The sequence below is a fragment of the Prevotella sp. HUN102 genome (genome assembly GCF_000688375.1).
Lineage (GTDB): Bacteria > Bacteroidota > Bacteroidia > Bacteroidales > Bacteroidaceae > Prevotella.
Map to the genome: position 1 here is coordinate 454715 of NZ_JIAF01000004.1, position 21789 is coordinate 476503.

Here is a 21789-nt window from a genome sequence, read left to right on the forward strand (position 1 = left end):
TGTTTGTTTGCTTTCATTGAAAGGACTGTGGAGGACAAGGCTCAGACCATTGCGTGCCTTTTTACTTTTTTCTGGCAGCCGCCTGTACCTGCGCCATCACGCGCAACCAGTTTCCTCCCCATATTTTCTCGATGTCCCGTTCATTGTACTTGCGACGGAGGAGATGCAGCGTGAAGTTGATCATCTCGCTCGCATCTGCCATTCCTCGCACAGTACCGTCTCCGTCGAAATCAGTTCCCACGCCAACGTGGTCGATTCCCATCACATTGATGGCGTGTTCGAGATGCGAAAGGGCATCGATGATAGTGGCTTCGCGTCCCTTTGCAAGGAATCCCTGATAGAGCGTAATGTGGGCTACGCCACCTTTCTTCGCCAATGCGCGCATCTGATCGTCGGTAAGATTGCGGGGAACATCGCAGAGTGCCTTGCTGTTGGAATGACTGCACACAATCGGTTGTGAGCTGATTTCGAGCGCATCATAGAAACTCTTCTCCCCTCCGTGGCTCAAGTCCACCATAATGCCGTTACGGTTCATCTCCTGAATCACTTCGATGCCGAACTTGCTGACACCTCCGTGCAGACTGCTTCCGCGAGCAGAGTCGCAAATATCATTGTCGCCGTTGTGGCAAAGCGTGATATAGGTAACGCCACGCTGCGCAAAATGCTTCACGTTTTCCAGTCGGTGCTCGAGCGCAAGGCCGTTCTCGATGGCAAACATTATGCTTCGGCGACCCTTCCGCTTGTCTTCGTAGAGGTCGTTGGGCGTGCGCGCGATGCTGAGATAGCGGCTGTTGTCTCTGACAATCTGTTCAATCTTGTCGAAAATAAGATTGGTGTAGCTCGCCGGCGTAAGATTGTCGAGCACTTCGGCGAGTTCGGGATTGAATTTCTTCAATCCTTCCACGTCGATTTTAGAAGAGAAGGATTCGCCGATACGGGGCTGGGGCAGATAGGCAGCCATCGTTACGGCGTCCTGACGGCCTTCTGCCATCTTGTGGAGGTCGTAAAGGATGCGCGAATCACGCTTGCCGAAATCCACACCTTGCGGGAAAAACATCGGAGTGTCGCAATGCGTGTCGAGCGTGAGTATGCGCTGGTGCAGCTTCTTGGCAATGCTGAAATTGCCTGCCTGCACCACGAGCCACCTGAAGAGCTTCTGTCCCTCTTCCTCCATCCATTCGGGATGCCACTGCACACCCATTATCGGCTTGTATTCGGAGCTTTCCATCGCCTCGATAACTCCATCGGGAGCAGTAGCCGTAACGCGGAAATGCCTGCCCGGTTCGCTTACTGCCTGATGATGGAAGGAGTTTACGTAGATTTTTTCAGCCTTATAGATATTCCTCAGAATGGAATTTGGCACGATGCTGACGCTGTGCGTAGGCTCATTGAAGGGTGCATCCTGCGAATGCTTAATGGATGCTGCGTGAAAAGAGGTAACGCTCTTCGCCTTGGAGAGTTTCTTCTCGATGGTTTCTTCCACCTTGATATATTCCTCCTGATAGATATCCTGCTGCACCTTCCCCTTCAAAGCCATTGCCAGCGTCTGCATACCGCGGCAGATACCGAGCATAGGAATCTGCCGATTGAACGCCAGTTGCGTGATGAGCAGCTCGGGAAGGTCGCGCTTTGAATTGATGCCGTGCAGATTCTTCAGCGGCTCTTCGCCGGCCCAAAGCGGATTGAAGTCGGCTCCACCTGTAAGAATGAGTCCGTCCAAGTGTTCGAGCGTATTGACAATAACGTCTTTGTCTGCCACCGGTGGAATAAGCACGGGCGTTCCACCGGCAGCCACCACCTGCTTGTAGTAAACTTCGCGCAGCGTAGCGTCCTGTTCGGAGAAGTTCGTCGTGATACCGATAACCGGCTGTCGGTTGCCTTCGGGATAGGTCGCATAGATTTCGTTCAGATGCGACTGTAAATCGTATGTCATTTTCTATTGTTTTTGAGCAGACTTGCCAACTCATCCACTCTCCATCGCCGGTTATTTCTCCACGTTTGAAACGATAGGAATCTCACGCTTTATGCTCTGTTCGAGCGAAATGAGCGTCTCCGTGGACACCACTCCGGGAATAGTTTGCAGTTTGTTGTTGAGCAGGTCGTAGAGTTGTTCGTTATCCTTTGCATATAGCTTCACGAGCATCGTGTAAGGACCTGTTGTGAAATGGCATTCGATTATTTCGGGTATGATGTTCAGTTTCTCCACCACGTCCTTGTACATAGAGCCTCGCTCGAGGTTCAAGCCAACGTAGGTGCAAGTGGTATAACCCAGACTCTTGGGATTAACGTCGAAGCCGCTGCCTGTGATTACGCCGTTTTCGATGAGATGCTGCACGCGCTGATGAATGGCGGCGCGCGATACGCCACACTCGGCAGCAACATCCTTGAAAGGAATACGGGCGTTCTGCGACAGAATACCAAGTATCTTCTTGTCTAATTTATCTATCTTATCCATTTATAATTAGGTTTTGTCTTGCTTAGAGGCAAGTTAGTTATTTGTTTACAATGTGAAAGCAAAATTAGGCATTATAAATGAAATAAGCAACTATTGGGCATAAAAAAAGTGTCCATTGGGTGCATTTTGTTTAAAAATTGCTCTACGGCATTGTTTTCTATGCCCGGAAGCGATTCAGTTTTGTAAAATTCGTTTACCAAAAAACGCACATTTTTTTTCTTCAATTTAGAAATCACAGGCGCATAATTGGACGATTGGCACGCAGTTTTCGGAGCTTTTCGGTGCAAGTGTGCGAAGCGTGAAATGCAGGTGTGCGAAGATTGCATTGCGTTTCTGCGAAGATTGCAAATCGCTTTTCGCAGCAATGCAAGAGAAATCTGCGACAAGCAGCACGAAGAAAAGGTTGTTATTTCGGATTAATTGTCCTATTCGGGAATCAACTCGCTGTTCTTTTATGCACATATATCAGCAAAATAAGTATATCCTGCTGATATATAAACATTTATACTTGCACAAGAATTACGGCCGTATTTGAAAAATAAAAATATTCTTTCCGAAATAATCGAATTATGGAGAGCCTTTTGTAAATATTATTCAGACAAAAAGGCTGCCGCCGAGGGAATAAGTGGGCAAGGAGACAAGCCAACAGGGAGACAAGGGAACAGGGGAAATGCCCCCTGAAACCTACTTTGCCTCGAGCTTGTCGTTTACCATTCTGTACATATACTGATGAATAATCGCCTTGATTTCCTTTTCCATCTGCGCCTGTTCAGGCACTTTGTCCACAAGATTATGCTCCATCAGCAGGTCGGAGAGCTTGTAGATGCCCGTAACCTTGGTGCCGTCGAACTGCAATGTGTAGCCGTTCTTGGTGTATTGATAGACGCCGTTGATGTAGTTGAGGGCGTAAGTGTCCTGTGCCTGTGTGCGAAGCAGGTCGCAACCGAAGGAGAGATACGGCTTGTCGTAGCCGAGGATGCCCATTACCGTGGGGAGAATGTCTATCTGCTGTGCGATGCCCTTGCGCATTCCGGGCTGTATCTGCCCCGAAGGATCATAGATAATGAAGGGTGCCGAAAACTCTCCTATGTCGGTTTTGTACTGCTGGTGGCTGCTCTGGTTCGTATGGTCGCTCACAAGGAAGAACACTGTGTTCTTGAACCACGGCTGCTTTGCCGCCGATTCAAAGAACTTTCCGATTGCCATATCCGTGTACTGGATGCATTTATGAATAGGAAGGCTGCCGCCTTTGTAAGTATCCTTGTACTGTTCGGGCACAACAAAGGGATGATGGCTCGACACCGTGAAGACGGCTGTCATAAAAGGCTGCTTCATTTCGCCCATCTTCGTGCAGTAGTATTGCAGGAAAGGCTCGTCCCAGATGCCCCAGTTGCCGTCGAAATCCTTGTCGCCTCCGAAACGCTTGTCGGCACTGTAATCCTGTCTGCCGTAATAATCTCGGAAACCTATCTTGTTGGCGAAAGCCAGAAACCCCATCGAGCCTCGGTTGGCACCGTGGAAAAAGGCCGTCTGATAGCCCCATCGGGCGAGATAGCCGGGTATTCCCGTGTATTCGTTCATCGACGACGGCGTGAGCACAAAAGGCTCTATGAACATCGGAATACTGGAAAGCACGGACGGCATACCGTCTATACTCTTGTGTCCGTTGGCATAGGAATATTCAAATACGCAGCTCTTCGCGATGAGCTTGTCCACGTTGGGCGTATAGCCTTTGTATTTTCCTCCTTCCAACTGCCTGTTGAACGCACCGATGTATTCGCGTCCGAAGCTCTCGACGATGAGGATTACTATGTTCTTCTTGTTGGGGACAGAGCCTGCCAAGGGCTGTTTTATAGGATTGAAAACTTTTGCCGATTCTTCTATTGACGAATAGTAATCGGGCACTTTGAACACGCTCTTTCCGATGGTTCGCATCAGGGCAAAGGGAGTGTTGAGTACGAGGGCGCACTCCACGGGTCGGTTTACGTATTCATTGGCATTGTTGATAGTGATCGGACGCACGCCACTCTGCAATCCACCACGTGCTCCGCCCACGCAGAAGACTACTGCGAGTGCCAAGGCTGCGAAGTTGATGCCGGCAAACTGCCACCGACGGCGTGCGGTATTGAAGTCGAAGAGCGTTGTCTTAGGCATCTTGTAGAGCTTATACATCGCCCACGTGAGGACAATGAAGAGAAGAACGAGATACCAATGGTTCAGAAATTCGGTTCCGATGATGCCTGCAATGTTGTTTTCATTGCCAAATTCACGGAAAACGCTCGTCGTGGTGCGTCGCAAAGTGAAGGGGAAATAAACCGAATCGGCGAGATTCAAGGCGAGGCAAAGGCTGTTTGCCACAACGAAAATCCATCGGCAAACCTTATGATACGCCTTTGTTTCCTTCATCCATAACGGCAGGAGCATCAGGAGAATGTAAAGCGCATTGCTGTAAACGATGGCTGTGGTGTCGAACTTCAGTCCTCCACCGAACATCCGCAGCAGATGTGCGAACGAAAGTCCCTCCGAAAAGGCACTGTAATTCTCAAACAGATAGGCCAGTCGGGCGATAAAATAAACAAAATAAGCCAGTATCAGATTGATAATCAATGCTGATACTGGCTTCAGTGATACGTTGAAAATATTCTTTCTATCAGAAAATCTCATCATTTTCATAGGTCTTTTCGTGAATATTAATTTAGCAAACAAGACTATATTTCCTGCATATCGTGCAGCTTCTTGTAGTAACCGTCCATCTGCATCAGTTCTTCGTGCGTGCCGCGCTCGACAATCCGTCCTTCGTGCAGCACGCAGATTTCATCAGAGTTCTTGATGGTGGAAAGCCTGTGAGCCACGGCGATGGTCGTCCGCGTCTTCATCAGCTTGTAAAGAGCGTCCTGTACGAGGCGTTCGCTCTCCGTATCCAGTGCAGACGTAGCCTCATCGAGTATGAGTATCGGAGGATTCTTCAGAATGGCACGGGCAATGCTCACGCGCTGTCGCTGTCCGCCCGACAAACGGCCGCCCCGGTCGCCGATATTCGTGTCGTAACCCTTCTCGTTCTGCATTATGAACTCGTGCGCATTGGCTATTCTTGCAGCCTCTTCAATGGCTTTGTCGTCGGCATTCACGCCAAACGTGATGTTGTTTTTGAAAGTATCGTTGAACAGAATAGCCTCCTGATTCACGTTTCCTATCAACTGCCGCAAATCGTGTACGCCCAAATCCTTCACGTTGATGCCGTCAATGAGCACTTCTCCCTCTTGAACGTCGTAGTAACGTGGGATAAGATCGAGCAAAGTAGACTTTCCGCTGCCGCTCTGTCCCACCAAAGCGATGGTCTTTCCTTTGGGAATTACGAGGTTGATGTCACGCAAAACCCAATGTTTTACCGTTTCTCCGCTCTCATTCTTGTCTTCCGTGTAGGCAAAACTTACGTTGCGGAATTCTATTTTGTGCTCGAATACGCTGACAGGATGAGGCGTTTCAGGGTCCTTTATCTCAATCTCGGCCTTCAATATCTTGTCCACACGCTCCATCGAAGCCATACCTTTCGGGATATTGTAGCCTGCTTTTGAAAACTCCTTCAGAGGATTAAGGATGCTGTAAAGGATTACGAGATAGTAAATAAACGTAGGTCCGCTGATAACGGGGTATTCTCCCAACACCAAAGTGCCTCCAAACCACAACACAACGATAATCATCAGCGTTCCGAGAAACTCACTCATAGGATGAGCGAGCTGCTGACGGATGTTCACTTTCATTATATCGTTTCGGTAAGCCGTGTTCACTTTATCGAAACGCTCCTTCATTTTGCCTTCCGCACAAAAGGCTTTGATGATGCGAAGTCCGCCCAATGTCTCCTCAACCTGACTCATTGTGTCGCTCCACAGAGCCTGCGCCGTAACACTGTTCTGCTTCAGTTTGCGCCCGACCTTGCCCATAAACCATCCGAAGAACGGCACGAAGATGAGCGTGAAGAGCGTGAGCTGCCAAGAAACCAACAGCAAAGTAACGAAATAGAACAGGATAAGTATCGGGTTCTTGAACAGCATATCCAAGGAAGCCATAATGGAATTGTCGATTTCCTGCACGTCGCCGCTCATTCGTGCGATGATGTCTCCCTTGCGCTCTTCGCTGAAGAAACCCAGAGAAAGCTTTGTAATCTTCTGATAAAGCTGATTGCGTATGTCGCGCACAACGCCTGTACGGATAGGGATAACCGAAGCCGAGGAAAGGAAATAGGCTCCGGTCTTGAGGAAGGTCATAAATGCCAGAGCCAGACCGATAATCAACAGCGTGTTGGTTGGGCCCCAGTCGGTAATGATTATCTGCGTGTAGTAATCGGCATTATTTGACAATACTTCCTTCAACGAGCCTTCACTCCACGACATTGCGTGCGTTGCGCTTGACCCAGAATCCACTTTGAAGAGAATCTGAAGCATCGGAATGAGCGTCATAAAAGAAAAGATGTTCAACAACGCCGACAGAATGTTGAAGACTACCGCCATAACAAGATACTTCTTGTAAGGCGGAACAAATCTGCGCAATACTTGGATAAATTCCTTCATTCTGTTATCGGTTGTCCCAGTTCACTATTCCAAATGTCCGATTTCAGTAAAATTCCACTGACAAAGCACGATATTGACTGGATATATATGTTGCAAATATAAGTAATTAATACTGAAACTGCAAAGAGTTTTCCAGTTTTTTATACTCATCCTGAGTCGGATCCGGCTCTATTTTACAGGCTGCAAGGGAACGAGCTGACGAGTTTACGAGCATATTACTCCGTAAATCCTGAACTATATCACTTCCTCGCCTATCAATGTGGCCGAGCTTGAACCCGTGATTCTCACACGCACGGTCTCGCCGATATGATGCTTGCCGCGCGGAATGATGACGGCCTTGTTCTGTTCGGTGCGTCCCATCAGCTGTTCACGGCTGCGTTTGCTGAAGCGTTCAAGGAGAATGTCGAACTCCTTTCCCTCATCCTTCCTGTTCTGTTCGGCTGAAATCTCGGTCTGCAACTTGATTAATTCGTTCAGACGACGGATTTTCTCTTCCTCGGAAACATTGTCGGGCAGATGCTTCGCCGCATAAGTGCCCGGACGCTCCGAATACTTGAACATAAAGGCAGAGTCGAACCCACACTCACGAACCAATGAAAGCGTCATTTCCTGATCTTCCAAGGTTTCATCGTGATAGCCCACGAAGATGTCAGTGGTCAGTCCGCAGTTCGGAATAATCCTACGGATGGCAGCCACTTTCTCGAGATAATCCTCACGGGTGTACTTCCTGTTCATCAGCTTCAGTACCTTGTTGCTGCCGCTCTGTGCGGGGAAATGGATATGATTGCAGAGGTTCGGCTCCTCGGCTACTGCGTGGAGAATATCCTCCGTCATATCCTCGGGATTGGAAGTGGAGAAGCGCACACGCATATCGGGTACGCTCTGCGCCACCTTTCGGAGAAGTTCGGCAAACGAAGTTCCGTTTTCAGGACGCTTGCCGTTCGGCAGAAGTCCGTAGGAATTTACGTTCTGACCCAACAATGTAACTTCCTTAAAACCCTTGTCGTGCAAATCCTTTACCTCACGGAGAATGCTTTCAACGTCGCGCGAACGCTCACGGCCACGCGTGAACGGCACGATGCAGTAATGACAGAAGTTGTTGCAGCCGCGCATAATGCTCACGAATCCCGAAACACGGTTGCCGCCGATGCGCTGGGGCACTACATCGCGATAGGTTTCGGTGGTAGACAGGTCCACATCCATCGCATTGTGCCCGTTCTCGCAGCGTGCTATCATCTCGGGCAGATTGAGATACGAGTCCGGTCCACACACAAGATTGGCGTAATGATTGTCTATCAAATCCTTGCGAACACGCTCCGCCATACAGCCGAGCACGCCGAGAATGAGGTTTCTGCCCTTCTTTTTCTCGGCATAAAGCGTTTCAAGCCTGTTGTAAATCTTGTTTTCTGCATTCTCGCGGATAGAACAGGTGTTCAGGAAAATAGCGTCAGCCTCTTCCTCTTTCTCACACACTTCGTATCCTGCCATTCCCATAACGGAAGCAACCACTTCCGAGTCTGCCACGTTCATCTGGCAGCCGTATGTCTCTATAAAGAGTTTCTTCATCAATGTTTTATTTTATTTCAGTTGTCAAGGGGGTGGTTCAACAAGGGATGAGCTTCTTTCTCGGCTTCCGATACAGCCTTGTCGGAAATGCCACGGCTCGTCCTTCCCCATCACTTTTTACCCCTATCCGAAGTTGATGTGCAAAGGTAAGAATTTGTTTGCACACTCACAAATGTTTCTATAAAAAGCAGTTATCTATCCCTTCGGCTGAATTGGCATTGCCTGTGCGTTTTCTCCGTCGCCTGTTTTTCGCTCATTCGCTCCGTAGAATGGCTGTATCGACTCAACAGAAAAACCACTCCTCTTTTGCATTCATAACAGACACGATTTGCAGTTGTCCGAAGATTACAGAACAAGTATGCGACAAACATTTTCCGATAGTATTTCCGTCTGAAAATGTTTTACAAGATTCGACATATTTATCGAGCCTGTCTCGCGCTGTGCTTTCTATCCTTTTAATCTTAATTTCCCATTTGGAATAAATAAAAAACAACTGCCAGATAATTAAGCCTGACAGTTGCCAAATATTAAGTGATAAGAAAAAATATTCCAGTTTACCATCATTCATCGCACGGAAGCTCTTCACACCAGAAATGAAAGTGCAGCTACGAAAAGACTTCATAGCTGCACTTATTTATCTTATATGCTGCGTGCATAGATTGCCAGATATGGTATTACATTTCTCCTCCGCCATTGTAGGAGTCCATTCCGTAATCCTCTTCCTGATCATTGCCACGGTCGCGGTCTCTTTTCTTTTTCATATTGCCGAAGTTCCACGTGAGCGTGATGCGCACATGACGGCCTGAACGCCAGCTTTCCTGCTGCCGGGTAAAGGAATCGCTGCTTGTATAGGTCTTCCAGCGACGGCTGTTGAGCAGGTCACGACAGTTTACTGACAATACAAGCGTACGGTTAAGGAAACTCTTTCGGAGTCCGAGATCGATACTGCCGTTGGACTTTCGGTAGCCCTGCGTGATGGTCTGACGACTGCGGAAATTGCCCGTTGCCTGAACGGAAATGTCGTAAGGAAGCATCAGGCTCGCCTGAACACGTGCATTCCAAGTGAAATTGCTGTTGCCTGCGCCGGTAATGGTCTGTCCGTCTATATCGAAACTGAAGCCGTCGAGCTTGTAATAATAGAAATTGGCCGATGAACTGAGGTCGAGAATACGAAAGAGCTTGTTCTTTGCCGTGAGCTCAAGACCTGTCGATGTGCTCTTTGCCACGTTGAAATTAGTCTGGTACATCAATCCATCAGCCGAACTGCGATACGTAATGCGCTCCATCACGTCGGAAGTTGGGCGATAGTATGCCGATACGAGCAGCGAATGCTGCGTCCACGTGCGGAGATAATTCAGAGAGAACGAGTTGCTGTACTCCGGAGTAAGCTCGGGATTACCGTATGAAATAACCGTTGCGTCGCTCGTGTTACGGAAAGAATTGAGCTGACCACCCCAAGGACGGCGCAGACGGCGCGTATAGTTGAGCTGCAACTGGTCGTTGTCGGTAAGCTGATAGCTCATAAACACGCTCGGGAAGAGCTGAAAATAGTCTTTCTTGAACGGTTTGCCGCGCAGCGTTGCGTCTCGTTCCTGTGCCCAAGAGTAGCTCTCGGTGTTCACTTTCCAGTATTCTCCGCGCAAACCTGCCATCAAACCGAACTTGCCGGCGTTGTAAGTGGCTGTGGTATAGAATGCGTGGATATTGTTTTTATAGATAAATCTGTTGTAATAGTCCTTGTCTTCCACGAGATTCGTGCCATACCAGCTGGTGTTATCAACGAAACTCTCCTGAGGTGTATTCTCCTTTGAGAAGTTTCCTTGGTAGCCTGCCTGCAATTTAAAGGCATTGGTAATCTGGTTTTCGTAATCAAGTTTCAGTTCCATCGAACGGCTGTTCACGCGCATCGGTCGGAACTGATACGATGCTGAAGGAGTTGAGGAATAAACAGGCTCGCCGTTCGCATCGAAATAAGCCGTAGAGTCCTGATAAATGTCTTCGTGGTTAGGCTTCCAACGGTCGTAACTGGCGTTGAAGTCAATGAAATGCTTGTCGCTGAAGTTATGACGGTAGCCCAAGTCTGCGTGCATCATCCGCATTTCTCCTCCACCCATCGTGTGGCGGTACATCACGCGCGAGTCGAACGGCGCACCGATGCTTCCATAATGATAAGGTGTGTTGTTGTCCGTATTGCGCTTACCGAGCATAAACATACCACCGAGAGTAATGTCGTCCTTGTCGGTAGCGTGCAAAGTAAGCCCGGCACGGGTGAAGAGATTGTTTCCCTGACTTCTGTTCACCGATTCATAATTCTGATAAGTGTTTGAGTTTGTATAGGTCTGACGGCTCCACGCACCACCCTCGTTCTTACGATGGCGATATCCTACATTCACGTACGCATCGATAAGAGAGCTGTTATAATTCACATTGACCGATGAATTGGCACCACCCCGTGTGTCGGCACCTGCCTGAACGCTGCCGTAATAACCTGCTTTCCGGTTTTTCTTCAGCACGATATTGATGATACCGGCCGATCCTTCTGCCGAGAACTTGGCGGAAGGATTGTCGATTACCTCGATTTTCTCGATGCTTTCGGCAGGCAACTGTTGCAGAATTTCGGCACGGTTGTCGCTCGTTAGCCCGGAAGCCTTGCCGTTTATCCATACTTCCACGCTTGTGTTGCCGCGCAGAGACACCTGTCCGTCGTTATCAACCTCCACACTCGGGATGTTTTCCAACACGTCCGATGCTGCCCCGCCTGCGTTTGCAATCTGCTGATCCACGTTGAACGTCTTTCTGTCCACCTCGAGTTTCATTTCCGACCTCTGTGCCGTAACCACCACTTCGTCCAAAGCCTTGGTGTCTTCGGTCATATAAAGCGCGATGAAATTATGGTCGGGTTTGGAAGCGGAGACCGTGAATTTCCTCTCCAAATCCTTATATCCGAGGAACGTCGCAGTGAGCGTATAAGCACCATTGGGCAGACCATCGACGATGAAATTGCCCTCCATATCCGATATGGAACCCTTGTAAATCTTTGTGTCGCCCTCTTTCCGGACCACCACATTGATAAATTCCAAACCCATATTGGTTTTCTTGTCCAATACTCTTCCTTTAACTGAACCTTGTGCGAATGCTATCACCGTATTTAATACGATAAACAGCGATAATGAAATTAGCCTATACATAACTGAGTTTAAGACAACGGGAGACGAAAAAAGTTTAACGGTAAAATGAAAAAATACGATTCTCTGTCAGCAGATAGATATTTTTTAACTATCTTTGCAATCAGAATTCACGCCATAGAACGATTTCAACCCTGCAAACACGCTTTTCATTCCCGATGAAGCACTGGTTTGTATTTATGGAAACAGGCATTCTGCGTGGTATGAACAACGCTCTGATAGTTTAATGGATAAAACGTAGGTTTCCTAAACCTTTGATCCGGGTTCGATTCCCGGTCGGAGCACAAAGCAAAAATCTCTCCCACACACTTCCATTATACAAGGGGAGAGATGAGAAAACTTTGTCTATAACTTACTACTATGCTTGGAGCAATCATCGGGGACATTGCAGGCTCACGCTTTGAATTTAGAGCTGCACCACAGAAAGATTTTGAATTATTCACAGACCAGTGTTCATACACCGACGATACGATTTGTACCGTCGCCATTGCTGATGCCGTATTGAACCACCGCGACTATCAGGAGGCATTACTGGACTGGTGCCGGCGTTATCCTGACCCTATGGGCGGTTACGGCAACTGTTTCTACGACTGGATACATTCGCGGAATCCTCAGCCGATGAACTCATTCGGCAACGGCTCGGCTATGCGTGTGAGTCCCATCGGATGGCTGTTTACGGATTGGCAGGACGTTATCGGGGAGGCAAAGAAGAGTGCCGAAGTGAGCCACAACCACCCCGAAGGCATCAAGGGAGCGCAATGCACGGCAGAGGTTATCTGCTGGTTGCGGTATATGCGCTATACGAAACCCGACATTGAAAGGAAAGTGGAAAAGTTCTATGGCTACGAACTTCCTCCGATGAAGGACATTCTGAAGATAGGCGCACAAGGACACTTCGACGGAACCTGTCAGGAAACCGTCCCGATGGCGTTGCGCTGCTTTATGGATGCCAACGACTTCGAGGAAACCATCCGTATGGCCGTGCTCTGCGACGGCGACACCGACACCAAGGCGTGCATTGCCGGCTCGATTGCCGAGGCTTATTATGAGATTCCCGAATGGATGATTGAAAAGGCATTCAGCTATCTTCCCGACGATATGCTCGCCATTCTGGAGCAGTTCTACGATGCCATACGGGTAGATATAAACAAATAAAAGTGCGATATTCCGAAACAATATCGCCACTCACGCAACCTTCATTTCAGACTGATAGAAAAGCATTTTGCAAACGACCGAAAAACGCAGCGCAATCTTCGCAAGAATGCGCTGCGTTTTTGCGAAGAATGGAACGCAATCTTCGCAAGATTGGAAATCAACTTTTCACACATTGATTTTCAGACACTTACAATCTTGAAAGATTTAAACCTATCGCACATTCAGAATCATAGTCTGATGAAAGACACCAACACGTACAACTCATCTTCATCAGCACTTCACTAATGCAATTCCAACCTTCATCTATCAATCGTTTTAGAGCAAAATTGTTTACTGCCATAATGCCTTTATCCTCTATACTTTGGAAAAAGAATTTCATAAAATTGAAAAAATATTTTATTTTTGTGTCACAAAATCTTTCTAATCACGTATTAAGGGTGTAACGTACAAAAAAGAAATGACTGCCGACGAATTTACAAACGAAGTAAAACGCATACGCCAACAGTTGAAAGGCATTGCCGAAAGATACCTCGGCAATGCCGAGGAGGCTGAAGACGTGGTGCAAGACGTGCTACTGAAACTCTGGCAGATACGCGGTGAACTTCGGTTTCCGCTCTACGGCTTTGCATCGGCTTTTGTGCGTAACCGCAGCATCGACGCATTGCGAAAGCGAAAACCGACCACCGACCTCGACGAAAGGCTCGCTGATGCTGACGAAACCACGGACGACAGACTGGAAAAGGTAATGAAAATCGTGCGGACATTCCCCACAATGCAACAGATGGTAATAGAACTCCGACACGTTCAGGGAATGGAAATGAAGGAGATTGCCGACATCACGGGAACGAGCGAGGCAGCCGTCAGACAGACGCTCAGCAGGGCGCGTCAGGCTATTCGCCGGCGATTCCTCGAAACTCAGCAAGGAAGCAAAGTTGAATAATTTCACGAAAAGGAGAATACGATAATGGATAAAACAAACGAAATAAGACAACTGGTGGAACGGTTTATGGATGGAGAAACATCCATAAAGGAGGAGGAAACGCTCTATGCCTACTTTGCTTCCGACGAAGTGAGCGACGAACTCAAGCCGTTGCGCCCGATGTTTGCCGGTTTTGAAGCAATGAAAACCGACGTTCCGGCAGAAGCGGAACTGCAAACACGACCACAGTCTGCAAGAAAAAGGGCAAAGATGGTGCTGTTCCGATATGCAGCCACGGCTGCGGCAGTTGCCATTATCATTATCGGAGGTATCACTTACATCTATAACCAGGAGAATATTTGCGAAGCATATATCTACAACCGGCACACAACAAACCAAGAGGTGGTGATGCAGGAGGTGATGACAACGATGCAGGAAATCGGGAATGAGAGCGAAGACCACGTAAAGCAACTGCACGACATCTTTTCCGAAACAGAATGAACAAGCAAGAAACATTTATATAAACTTAAAATATAAGTTATGTTACAGCGATTGACTATCATACTCGCACTGACGCTCTGCTGCTGCAACCTGAAAGCACAGCAGGGACTCCACATCAACGAGGTTTTTCTCGGCCGAATAGTGCCCCAGAAGCAGATGGTGGAGGTAAAAGTGAAAGGAAAGGCAGTGAGCAAGTATCGCCTGTCCTACTATCACAGCGTGCGTTTCGGTGCCGATAAGCCACAGATCGACACCATCGAAGGGCTTATCAATAAGGATATGGCGGGCAGCGAACAGGTGTCGAGGAGCAAATCAACCCTCATTTTCAGTCTTCCCAAAGCTGGAAAGAACAACCGTTATCTCTGTTATCTGAAGAAAAAAGTGGGATATTCAGCCATCATTACCCTTGTCTATATGGAAGGACAAGTGGAAAGCATAGCCGAATTGAGGAAATTAATCAAATAAAAATACATTTCATATTATGAAAGCATTACTGTTCTTTATGGCTTTGAGCCTCGGTATGACTGCCAAAGCCAACAAAACGCTGAGCAACGACACCATCGTGGTGGAGCATCCTGACAAGGTTACAATCATCAGTTCCGATTCTCTGCAAAGCATTCTGATAGAGGGAACGCAGAAAAACCCCAACTATCGCTATGAAAGCAGACTGGAACTGGTAGACAGCAACTACGTAAGCACGTCGTCGATGAACGCCGATACGTGGGAATTATCGTTCAATCCGTTCAAGAAAAAAGAGTCCAAAACGAAGAATCAAGTGTCCAGTTGGTTCGCATTCGGCTTTTCAGACGCACTCGGAACCCCTGAGAATGTAGACATAAAGCCTTTCAAGTCGTGGGAATTATGGGTGGTTTTAGCCGATGCGGAAATACATCCTTGGAACAATCATCACGCCTTTTCTGCCGGAATAGGACTTGACTGGCGCAATTTCCGTATGGTGGACGACTACCGTTTCATTGCCAAAGACAATCAAATCGTGGTTGATAAATATCCCGATGGTGTGCGCCCTAAGTTCTCACGCATCAAGGTTTTCAGCCTCAACGTGCCTCTGCGCTATCAGTATCAGGGAAAGAAGTTCGGCTTTTCAGTCGGTCCCGTGGTGAATTTCAACACTTACAGCAGCGTGAAAACACGTTATGCGCTTGACGGGAAAGACATCAAGGAGATACACAAGAATGCCAAAGTAAACCCAATTACCATTGATTTTATGGGCACGCTCCACGTGGCTGGCTTCGACCTTTACTTCAAGTACAGTCCCTGCAATATGCTGAAGTCCGACTATGCGCCGAAGTTCCAGACGCTTTCGTTCGGCTTTATACTCTAAACGGTTGGGTTCGGGGCTGCCCCGAACCCACACTTGAAAGGCAGAAAGCTGACAAATGGATAAGAATACAGCCCCATAAATACAGCCAAATAACAGAAATGGCAAAAAAGCAGCGTGGAAGCGTTTGATGTTGAATCATCAGATACTTCCACGCATTCTTTATATAAACCTAAATAGAACAGTATTTCTTTCTATCAGCAGTTACCCTTATTGGTCATAATGCTGAGCACCATATCGTCGGTAGCACACATTGCATCCTTTCCGAGGCTCGTAAGGTTGCGGATAGAGCGGTCTACGTCCTGATCGATAATGCCTTCGGCTTCCGTTACGTGGCGGCCTTCCATAGAAAGCATTGCCGAAAGCACGGCAGTAGACACTCCCGAGGAAATCTTCAACGAACAACTGGGCTTCGCACCGTCGCAGATCATACCCGTAAGATTGGCAATCATATTCTTTACGGCGTAGCAGATGTTGTTGAAATTGCCCCCCATCAGATAGGTTATACCACAACTGGAGCCCGTGCTTGCCACGATGCAGCCGCAAAGTGCCGACAAAGCTCCGAGACTCTGCTTGATATAGATGGCCGTGAGATGGCTCAAAGTGAGCGCACGGATGAGCTCTTCGGGCGTATTTTCGTTTTCCTTGGCAAACACCACCACCGGATTCGTGGCACAGATACCCTGATTTCCCGAACCGCTGTTGCTCATCACGGGCACCATTGCGCCGCCCATACGTGCATCGCAAGCCGATGCCGTCTTGGAAATGATGTGCGAATAGATGCTGTCGCCGAAGATACCGCGGCTCAAAGGACGGTCCATCGTCTTGCCCAAGCAATGTCCGTAGTTGCCTTTCAGTGCTTCTGCGGCCGCTTTCATATTGTATCGTTTGGCTTCGAGAATGAAACGTATCTCATCGACGGGCGTCTCGGTGGCAAAATCCCACACCATACGCAGGTTCAGCTCGATGTCTTTCTTCACTTCCTCCGTAGCCGACGATGTATCCGTCTGCGCATCGAGGAGCACGTTTCCGTTTTCCTCTTCATAAATAAAGTTTGTATGCGTGTGCGAAATGACGGCTTTCGCTGTTTTGCCGCCTGCCTCGCAGATGATTTCAATGTAGAGTTTCTCGGTTATTCCCTCCTTCAGCTTGATGTCGATGTGATTTTCCTCCACATATTTCTTGCCCTCCTCGAGCGTTTCAGGCGTAAGATCCTTGATAACTTCGAGCTGATAGCTCGACTTTCCGATGAGTGCGCCGAGCGAGATGGCGATAGGGAGTCCTATCATTCCCGTTCCCGGAATGCCCACGCCCATTGCATTCTTCAGAATATTGGCTGAAAGATTTGCCTGTATCTTTTCAGGCTTCTGTCCCAGCAGTTCCGTTGCACGCGCGGTACAGAGTGCCACGGCCATAGGTTCGGTACATCCAACGGCAGGAACCACCTGACGGTGAATCAAGTCAATGATTTGTTCGCGTATGTTTTTCTCAAGCATAGTGTATAAATTGTCAGTTACGGTGCAAATGTAGTGAAAATTTGGGAAACGCAAGGGCAAAATGCGAAAAAAGATGGAAAACTATTGCACAACGCCTTTGCCAAGGAGGCATTGCGGATTAGGCTTTCAGATTCTGTATTTTCATCTTCCTGTCCACCGAATAGGTCTTGCTGTTGGCATCCACATACTCAAAAAGCAGCAGCGACTTGTCGAGCAGTAGTGCCCGCAATGGATTAGTCTTGTAGCCGCCTTCGGTATAGAGCAGTTCGGCCAACATTCCCAGACGGTCTATCCGTTCTTCAGGTTTCCATTGTTCGTAGGAATATTCGATGAGTTCCTCCACCGACATATTGCGCAACAGTTCGTAGTCGCCCACGTATTGCCGGTAAAGATCCTTCATAGCATCGTCGCGCTTGTCTTCCTTCTTTTCGAGAAAGCGTGATATTGCCGCCATAAACTCTTCCAGTATTCTCAGGAAATAATCTTGCTGCACCATTGCACTCCTTATTATATAAGGTGCAAAAATAAGGAAAAAGAACGAGATAAAGCCATATTTCAAGCATAAATTCTCAATCGGCAGCCTTCATTCGAGCAGCATCGCAGCCTCATCCTCCCATTATTCGCCCGAAGAGGAGAAACGATTCTGCCGTCAATTCGCCCCTTGCGACGCCTCATCGCATAGCCTTCCATTCAGCGCAAACTCCGAAATCTGTAATAAATAATTACGCTAAAAAGCACATTATTTTTCTTCAATCCAGAGATTTTCAAGCCTTGCCCGGACGCTTAAAAGCGATTTTTCGGACGTTCGGAATGCAAGAAAGCGAAGACTGCAATGTATTCTTGCGAAGAACGTCTGCCGATTGTCGCAAGAATGCAAGGCGAATATTCGAGGAATGGAGGGGAAAATAAGGTCGTCTGTTCCGTTTTATTGTCCCATTTGCGAACTCATTGCAAATATTTCATTGCACAGATATGCTATTTAGCGAGTAGATTCCTTGATATACAAACGATTACGATTGCACGCTCAAAACTCGCGTATTTGAAAACGAAAAATATTTTGTTGAAAATAAACGAATTATGGAGACTGTTTTGTAAATAATATTCGCATTCTGGCATTATCCCATTCGCACATTCCTGTCGTATAAATCTCTATCCCGAAATCCATAAAAAGGCTTCTGCGCCATCAACATAATCTGCAAGGGCTTCATTTGCTGGTAAATAATATCAATTATAATGCGTATCTGCAAATAAAAGTTAAATTATTGCGATTTATTATACGTTTATTTGGTTTATAAAATAAACTACTTTACCTTTGCATCGTAAAGACAAATGAAGTCTTTTTAATTTTAAGTATAAAGTTTATAAAATAAACCAGTCTACCTGATATAAGTTCTATAAAAAGAAAGGACGAACATCGGGACGGACACAAAAAAAAGAAAACTATGGAAAAGAAAGAACAGGAAATGACTGCTGCGCGCAGTCTTGAAATCATCAGCAAGAGTCTGGAGGCCAATCGTAGGGAAATGAGCCGGCAGATGGGTACGCCAATGCTGGTCTGGGGAGTGCTGGTTATGGTAACGGCATTGGTAATCGGGCATCTGTGGATTCATAACGGAGGACCTGTATGGAATCTGCTTTGGGCACCGATGACAGTTATCGGCTTCGTTTTGGAGCATTACGCAAAGAAGAGAATCGGACAGAAAGGCGTCCAGAGTTTTATCTCCCGTATGGTAGGGGCAACTTGGTTGAGCTTCTGTTTCTTTGCACTTGGAATGTGGGGCTGTATTGCATTGGTTGGAAATCTCGGCACACCAGTCCATTATTATTTGCCATTTACAGGCTTTCTCGCACTCCTTATGGGGTTTGCCTCCTGTATAACAGGTTTCATCGTCAAGAAAAATATATTGATTTGCTCTGGATTTATCGTCGGATTTGGTGGACTGATTGCTGATTTCTACATTGACAATGGTTATGAATTGCTGATTATCGCTGCTGCCGCACTGATAGGATTGGTGTTGCCGGGCTTGTATTTCAATCGGCAGAGCAAAGAATGCGCGAAGGAGGAAGCCTATGTTTAAGCCGCTCGACCCACTACTGCACAGCGAACTCCGGTTGGCGATAATGGCTTTGCTCAGCAATGTGGAAGAAGCTGACTTCATCTACATCAAGGAACAGACCAACGCAACGGCCGGAAACCTGAGCGTGCAGATAGAAAAATTGCAGAAAGCAGGCTACATAAAGGTGGAAAAGGGATTCGTGGGTAAGAAGACCCGTACCACTTGCAGCATTCTTCCCAACGGAACGGCAGCTATGATGGCCTACGTGGAGGCGTTGAAGACTTATCTCCCAAAGTAGTTCTCCACAACATACAAAAGCTCCCCACTTTGCATCTGCAAAATGGGGAGCTTTCCTTTTATGCTTCATTGCTGATTGTCTGCACGTATTCGTGCAATCGCTGATAGAACGGGTGCCTTGTCAATGTTGCGGCATTGCCGAGTATGATGAGCTTCATTCGGGAACGGGTAATGGCAACGTTCATACGCCGGAGGTCTTTCAGGAATCCTATCTGGCCGTCTTCGTTGGCACGCACCATAGAAATGAGAATCACGTCTCGCTCCTGTCCCTGAAATCCGTCCACCGTATTCACGCTGATCAGATGACGGTAGGGTTTGAAGAACTCCCGTTTCCTGATCAGGCGTCGGAGAAACTGCACCTGTGCACGGTAGGGAGAAATCACGCCTACGTCTATCTGCTCGTCGAGAATGCGCCGTTTGCCTATCTTCGTGAAGTAATCCTGAAGCGTTTGCAGCGTGAGTTCGGCTTCGCCTATGTTGATTCGTCCGAAACTCTCGCCCACGAACTGCTCCAGAAAGGCCTTGTCGGCATTTGCCTTTTCAGGAGAAGGAGCTGCCGGAGAAGAGGACTCCTCTATGTCTTTGCGTTCGGAGGTGTCAATCCACATTATCGGATGGTCGTAGTCGAGAATGCCGCGGTACTTGATTTGCGGCGCACTCTCCACCATCCCACCGTAGAACCAGTCGGAGGAGAAGCGCATTATCTGTTCGTTCATCCTGTACTGCACCTTGAGCAGCGTTACCACTTCGGGCTTGTTCTCCACGATTCGCTCCATCAGCGTCTTGCCCAGACCTGCCCGCAGGGATGCAATGCTCTTCACTGTTGGCGGAAGCTGACAATGGTCGCCGGCAAGAATCACGCGCGATGCCCGACGGATGGGAATCCAGCAGGCTGCCTCCAAGGCCTGTGCAGCCTCGTCTATGAATAATGTGCCGAACTTCTGCCCTTCCATTATCCGGCTGTTGGCACCCACCAATGTGGAAGCCACCACACGGGCTTCGCCGAAGAGTTCGCTGTTGATGCGTATTTCCAGTTCCGTGGCGCGGCTCTTGAGCCTTTCCAGCTTCTGATGGTAATTCTCCGAGCCACGTTTCCGGTTCGTTCTCAACTGTCTGATGGCCTTGCGCAGCGACCACAGCTCGGAATATTCGGGATGTGCCTCGAATTTCCGCTCATAAGTGAATCCCAGCATTTTGTCATTGACACGCGTCGGATTCCCGATTCGCAGCACGTTGATGCCCCTATCCACGAGTTTCTCGCATATCCAGTCCACGGCCATATTGCTCTGGGCGCACACGAGCACCTGACTTTCGCGCATCAGCGTTTCGTTGATAGCCTCGACGAGCGTGGTAGTCTTTCCCGTTCCCGGAGGTCCGTGTACAACGGCCACGTCCTTAGCCCACAACACTTCGTTCACAGCCTGTTCCTGCGTGGGGTTCAGCCAAGGAAAGCGTGTGGGAGCGAAGGAGAATTTCTCTGCTTTTTGTTGCGAATAAAACAGATCTCGGAGCAAGGCGAGCCGTCCGTGCTTTGCGGCGATGGTTCTGTCGAGTGCATCAAACATCATCTGATACGACGTTTCGTCGAACGAGAGCTGGCAGCCCACTTCGTCCGCCGCATTCTGAAGGTCGATCACAGGCGCGCTGTCGGGCACGCTCACTACCATTCTCTCTCCATCGACATAGGAAACGATGCCCGTGAAATTGAAATAACGTATTCCCGACAGCTTCGCCGTCTGTCTTTCATCGCCCTTCCTTGCCGTGAAGAAAGCCACCGGACGACCAAATTCAAAGCCGTGCTCAATGTCGAGGTCCTGCGTTCTGAACACTTCCACCACACGCTGATTGAGCGAATTGTAATAACTCTTGCCCACCCGCAATGGAAACCACGCATCGCCCCGCTTCACTTTCCGCTGAATGCCCGTTGCTTCGGTCTGTTTCCGGAAAGTTTCCTTCTCTGCATAATATTCCATCTGCAAGAGCAGCTTCTGCCTTTGCAGTGCCTGTATCGGTGATTCTTGTTGCATAACGGCTGCAAAGATAACAATTCTTTCCCTTTCTTCAAGTCTGTATCGGGGCTTACTTTTGAGAAAACGCCTGTCGCACGTAATGCTTTCTGCTGATAACCCAAGGTTCAAAGGATTGCCAAACAGCAAGGGAAAGAATGCTTCTCCTTGGTTTCCATTCTCCGATTCAGCACCTTTACAATAGTTTCACTCTAGTGAGAAAGTTTTTTCACTGTAGTGAAAAA

16 protein-coding genes and 1 tRNA gene are annotated in these 21789 nt (G+C 48.0%); 8 read left to right on the top strand and 9 right to left on the bottom strand.

Annotated features, from left to right (window positions below; all coding sequences use genetic code 11):
- Positions 1 to 61: 61 nt before the first annotated feature.
- The 6 genes from P150_RS0106795 to P150_RS0106835 all read right to left on the bottom strand — a co-directional run bounded on the left by P150_RS0106795 (position 62) and on the right by P150_RS0106835 (position 11777).
- Positions 62 to 1933 carry a membrane dipeptidase gene (locus tag P150_RS0106795; RefSeq protein ID WP_028897027.1) on the bottom strand — a complete coding sequence of 624 codons (1872 nt, stop codon included), beginning with the start codon at positions 1931 to 1933 and terminating at the stop codon, positions 62 to 64.
- Positions 1934 to 1984: 51 nt separating this feature from the next.
- Positions 1985 to 2455, bottom strand: coding sequence for an Lrp/AsnC family transcriptional regulator (locus P150_RS0106800; protein ID WP_028897028.1), 471 nt, complete (start codon positions 2453 to 2455; stop codon positions 1985 to 1987).
- Between the two features lie 684 nt (positions 2456 to 3139).
- The gene (locus tag P150_RS0106815; RefSeq protein ID WP_028897029.1) at positions 3140 to 5119 is read right to left on the bottom strand and encodes an LTA synthase family protein; all 1980 of its coding nucleotides are present in this window, start codon (positions 5117 to 5119) and stop codon (positions 3140 to 3142) included.
- 44 nt (positions 5120 to 5163) lie between these two features.
- On the bottom strand, positions 5164 to 7023 hold the full coding sequence (locus tag P150_RS0106820) for an ABC transporter ATP-binding protein (protein WP_028897030.1): 1860 nt from the start codon (positions 7021 to 7023) through the stop codon (positions 5164 to 5166).
- A gap of 234 nt (positions 7024 to 7257) precedes the next feature.
- Complete coding sequence (gene miaB / locus P150_RS0106825; RefSeq protein ID WP_028897031.1) at positions 7258 to 8589, bottom strand: tRNA (N6-isopentenyl adenosine(37)-C2)-methylthiotransferase MiaB; 1332 nt, start codon at positions 8587 to 8589, stop codon at positions 7258 to 7260.
- 674 nt (positions 8590 to 9263) lie between these two features.
- Complete coding sequence (locus P150_RS0106835) at positions 9264 to 11777, bottom strand: TonB-dependent receptor domain-containing protein (RefSeq protein WP_028897033.1); 2514 nt, start codon at positions 11775 to 11777, stop codon at positions 9264 to 9266.
- Between the two features lie 209 nt (positions 11778 to 11986).
- Between P150_RS0106835 and P150_RS0106840 the strand changes: the two genes are divergently transcribed.
- The 6 genes from P150_RS0106840 to P150_RS0106865 all read left to right on the top strand — a co-directional run bounded on the left by P150_RS0106840 (position 11987) and on the right by P150_RS0106865 (position 15691).
- Positions 11987 to 12058 (top strand) — tRNA-Arg (locus P150_RS0106840).
- A gap of 76 nt (positions 12059 to 12134) precedes the next feature.
- The gene (locus P150_RS0106845; RefSeq protein WP_028897034.1) at positions 12135 to 12929 is read left to right on the top strand and encodes an ADP-ribosylglycohydrolase family protein; all 795 of its coding nucleotides are present in this window, start codon (positions 12135 to 12137) and stop codon (positions 12927 to 12929) included.
- Positions 12930 to 13386: 457 nt separating this feature from the next.
- Positions 13387 to 13869, top strand: a complete 483-nt coding sequence (locus P150_RS0106850; protein WP_028897035.1) for an RNA polymerase sigma factor — start codon at positions 13387 to 13389, stop codon at positions 13867 to 13869.
- A 24-nt stretch (positions 13870 to 13893) separates the two neighbouring features.
- Positions 13894 to 14349 carry a hypothetical protein gene (locus P150_RS0106855; protein WP_036932108.1) on the top strand — a complete coding sequence of 152 codons (456 nt, stop codon included), beginning with the start codon at positions 13894 to 13896 and terminating at the stop codon, positions 14347 to 14349.
- A gap of 39 nt (positions 14350 to 14388) precedes the next feature.
- Positions 14389 to 14814, top strand: a complete 426-nt coding sequence (locus tag P150_RS0106860; protein ID WP_028897037.1) for a DUF6108 family protein — start codon at positions 14389 to 14391, stop codon at positions 14812 to 14814.
- A gap of 16 nt (positions 14815 to 14830) precedes the next feature.
- On the top strand, positions 14831 to 15691 hold the full coding sequence (locus P150_RS0106865) for a hypothetical protein (RefSeq protein WP_028897038.1): 861 nt from the start codon (positions 14831 to 14833) through the stop codon (positions 15689 to 15691).
- 194 nt (positions 15692 to 15885) lie between these two features.
- On the opposite strand, the gene P150_RS0106870 is transcribed toward P150_RS0106865, so the two are convergent.
- Entirely contained in the window at positions 15886 to 17184 is a 1299-nt protein-coding gene (locus P150_RS0106870) for a serine dehydratase subunit alpha family protein (RefSeq protein WP_028897039.1), read from the bottom strand.
- A gap of 118 nt (positions 17185 to 17302) precedes the next feature.
- Positions 17303 to 17680: a hypothetical protein gene (locus tag P150_RS0106875; RefSeq protein ID WP_028897040.1), complete on the bottom strand. Its 378-nt coding sequence runs from the start codon at positions 17678 to 17680 to the stop codon at positions 17303 to 17305.
- A 946-nt stretch (positions 17681 to 18626) separates the two neighbouring features.
- Here P150_RS0106875 and P150_RS0106885 point away from each other — a divergent pair.
- Together P150_RS0106885 and P150_RS0106890 are read left to right on the top strand one after the other, a co-directional pair.
- Positions 18627 to 19262 (top strand): hypothetical protein, encoded by a 636-nt coding sequence (locus P150_RS0106885; RefSeq protein ID WP_036932110.1) that lies wholly within the window; start codon positions 18627 to 18629, stop codon positions 19260 to 19262.
- A complete protein-coding gene (locus P150_RS0106890; protein WP_028897042.1) occupies positions 19255 to 19539 on the top strand; it encodes a transcriptional regulator in 285 nt (94 codons plus the stop codon). The genes P150_RS0106885 and P150_RS0106890 overlap by 8 nt, the downstream gene beginning before the upstream one ends.
- A 58-nt stretch (positions 19540 to 19597) precedes the next feature.
- Here P150_RS0106890 and P150_RS0106895 read toward each other — a convergent pair whose 3' ends face one another.
- Positions 19598 to 21565: an AAA domain-containing protein gene (locus P150_RS0106895; protein ID WP_028897043.1), complete on the bottom strand. Its 1968-nt coding sequence runs from the start codon at positions 21563 to 21565 to the stop codon at positions 19598 to 19600.
- Between the last annotated feature and the right edge of the window lie 224 nt (positions 21566 to 21789).

What these genes read in the sequence shown, in the direction of transcription:
- P150_RS0106795 (WP_028897027.1), bottom strand. Translation starts at nt 1,933, where the DNA reads ATGACATACGATTTACAGTCGCATCTGAACGAAATCTATGCGACCTAT.
- P150_RS0106855 (WP_036932108.1), top strand. Translation starts at nt 13,894, where the DNA reads ATGGATAAAACAAACGAAATAAGACAACTGGTGGAACGGTTTATGGAT.
- P150_RS0106845 (WP_028897034.1), top strand. Translation starts at nt 12,135, where the DNA reads ATGCTTGGAGCAATCATCGGGGACATTGCAGGCTCACGCTTTGAATTT.
- P150_RS0106885 (WP_036932110.1), top strand. Translation starts at nt 18,627, where the DNA reads ATGGAAAAGAAAGAACAGGAAATGACTGCTGCGCGCAGTCTTGAAATC.
- P150_RS0106875 (WP_028897040.1), bottom strand. Translation starts at nt 17,680, where the DNA reads ATGGTGCAGCAAGATTATTTCCTGAGAATACTGGAAGAGTTTATGGCG.
- P150_RS0106850 (WP_028897035.1), top strand. Translation starts at nt 13,387, where the DNA reads ATGACTGCCGACGAATTTACAAACGAAGTAAAACGCATACGCCAACAG.
- P150_RS0106860 (WP_028897037.1), top strand. Translation starts at nt 14,389, where the DNA reads ATGTTACAGCGATTGACTATCATACTCGCACTGACGCTCTGCTGCTGC.
- P150_RS0106870 (WP_028897039.1), bottom strand. Translation starts at nt 17,184, where the DNA reads ATGCTTGAGAAAAACATACGCGAACAAATCATTGACTTGATTCACCGT.
- P150_RS0106800 (WP_028897028.1), bottom strand. Translation starts at nt 2,455, where the DNA reads ATGGATAAGATAGATAAATTAGACAAGAAGATACTTGGTATTCTGTCG.
- P150_RS0106865 (WP_028897038.1), top strand. Translation starts at nt 14,831, where the DNA reads ATGAAAGCATTACTGTTCTTTATGGCTTTGAGCCTCGGTATGACTGCC.
- P150_RS0106820 (WP_028897030.1), bottom strand. Translation starts at nt 7,023, where the DNA reads ATGAAGGAATTTATCCAAGTATTGCGCAGATTTGTTCCGCCTTACAAG.
- P150_RS0106835 (WP_028897033.1), bottom strand. Translation starts at nt 11,777, where the DNA reads ATGTATAGGCTAATTTCATTATCGCTGTTTATCGTATTAAATACGGTG.
- P150_RS0106815 (WP_028897029.1), bottom strand. Translation starts at nt 5,119, where the DNA reads ATGAGATTTTCTGATAGAAAGAATATTTTCAACGTATCACTGAAGCCA.
- P150_RS0106890 (WP_028897042.1), top strand. Translation starts at nt 19,255, where the DNA reads ATGTTTAAGCCGCTCGACCCACTACTGCACAGCGAACTCCGGTTGGCG.
- P150_RS0106895 (WP_028897043.1), bottom strand. Translation starts at nt 21,565, where the DNA reads ATGCAACAAGAATCACCGATACAGGCACTGCAAAGGCAGAAGCTGCTC.
- miaB (WP_028897031.1), bottom strand. Translation starts at nt 8,589, where the DNA reads ATGAAGAAACTCTTTATAGAGACATACGGCTGCCAGATGAACGTGGCA.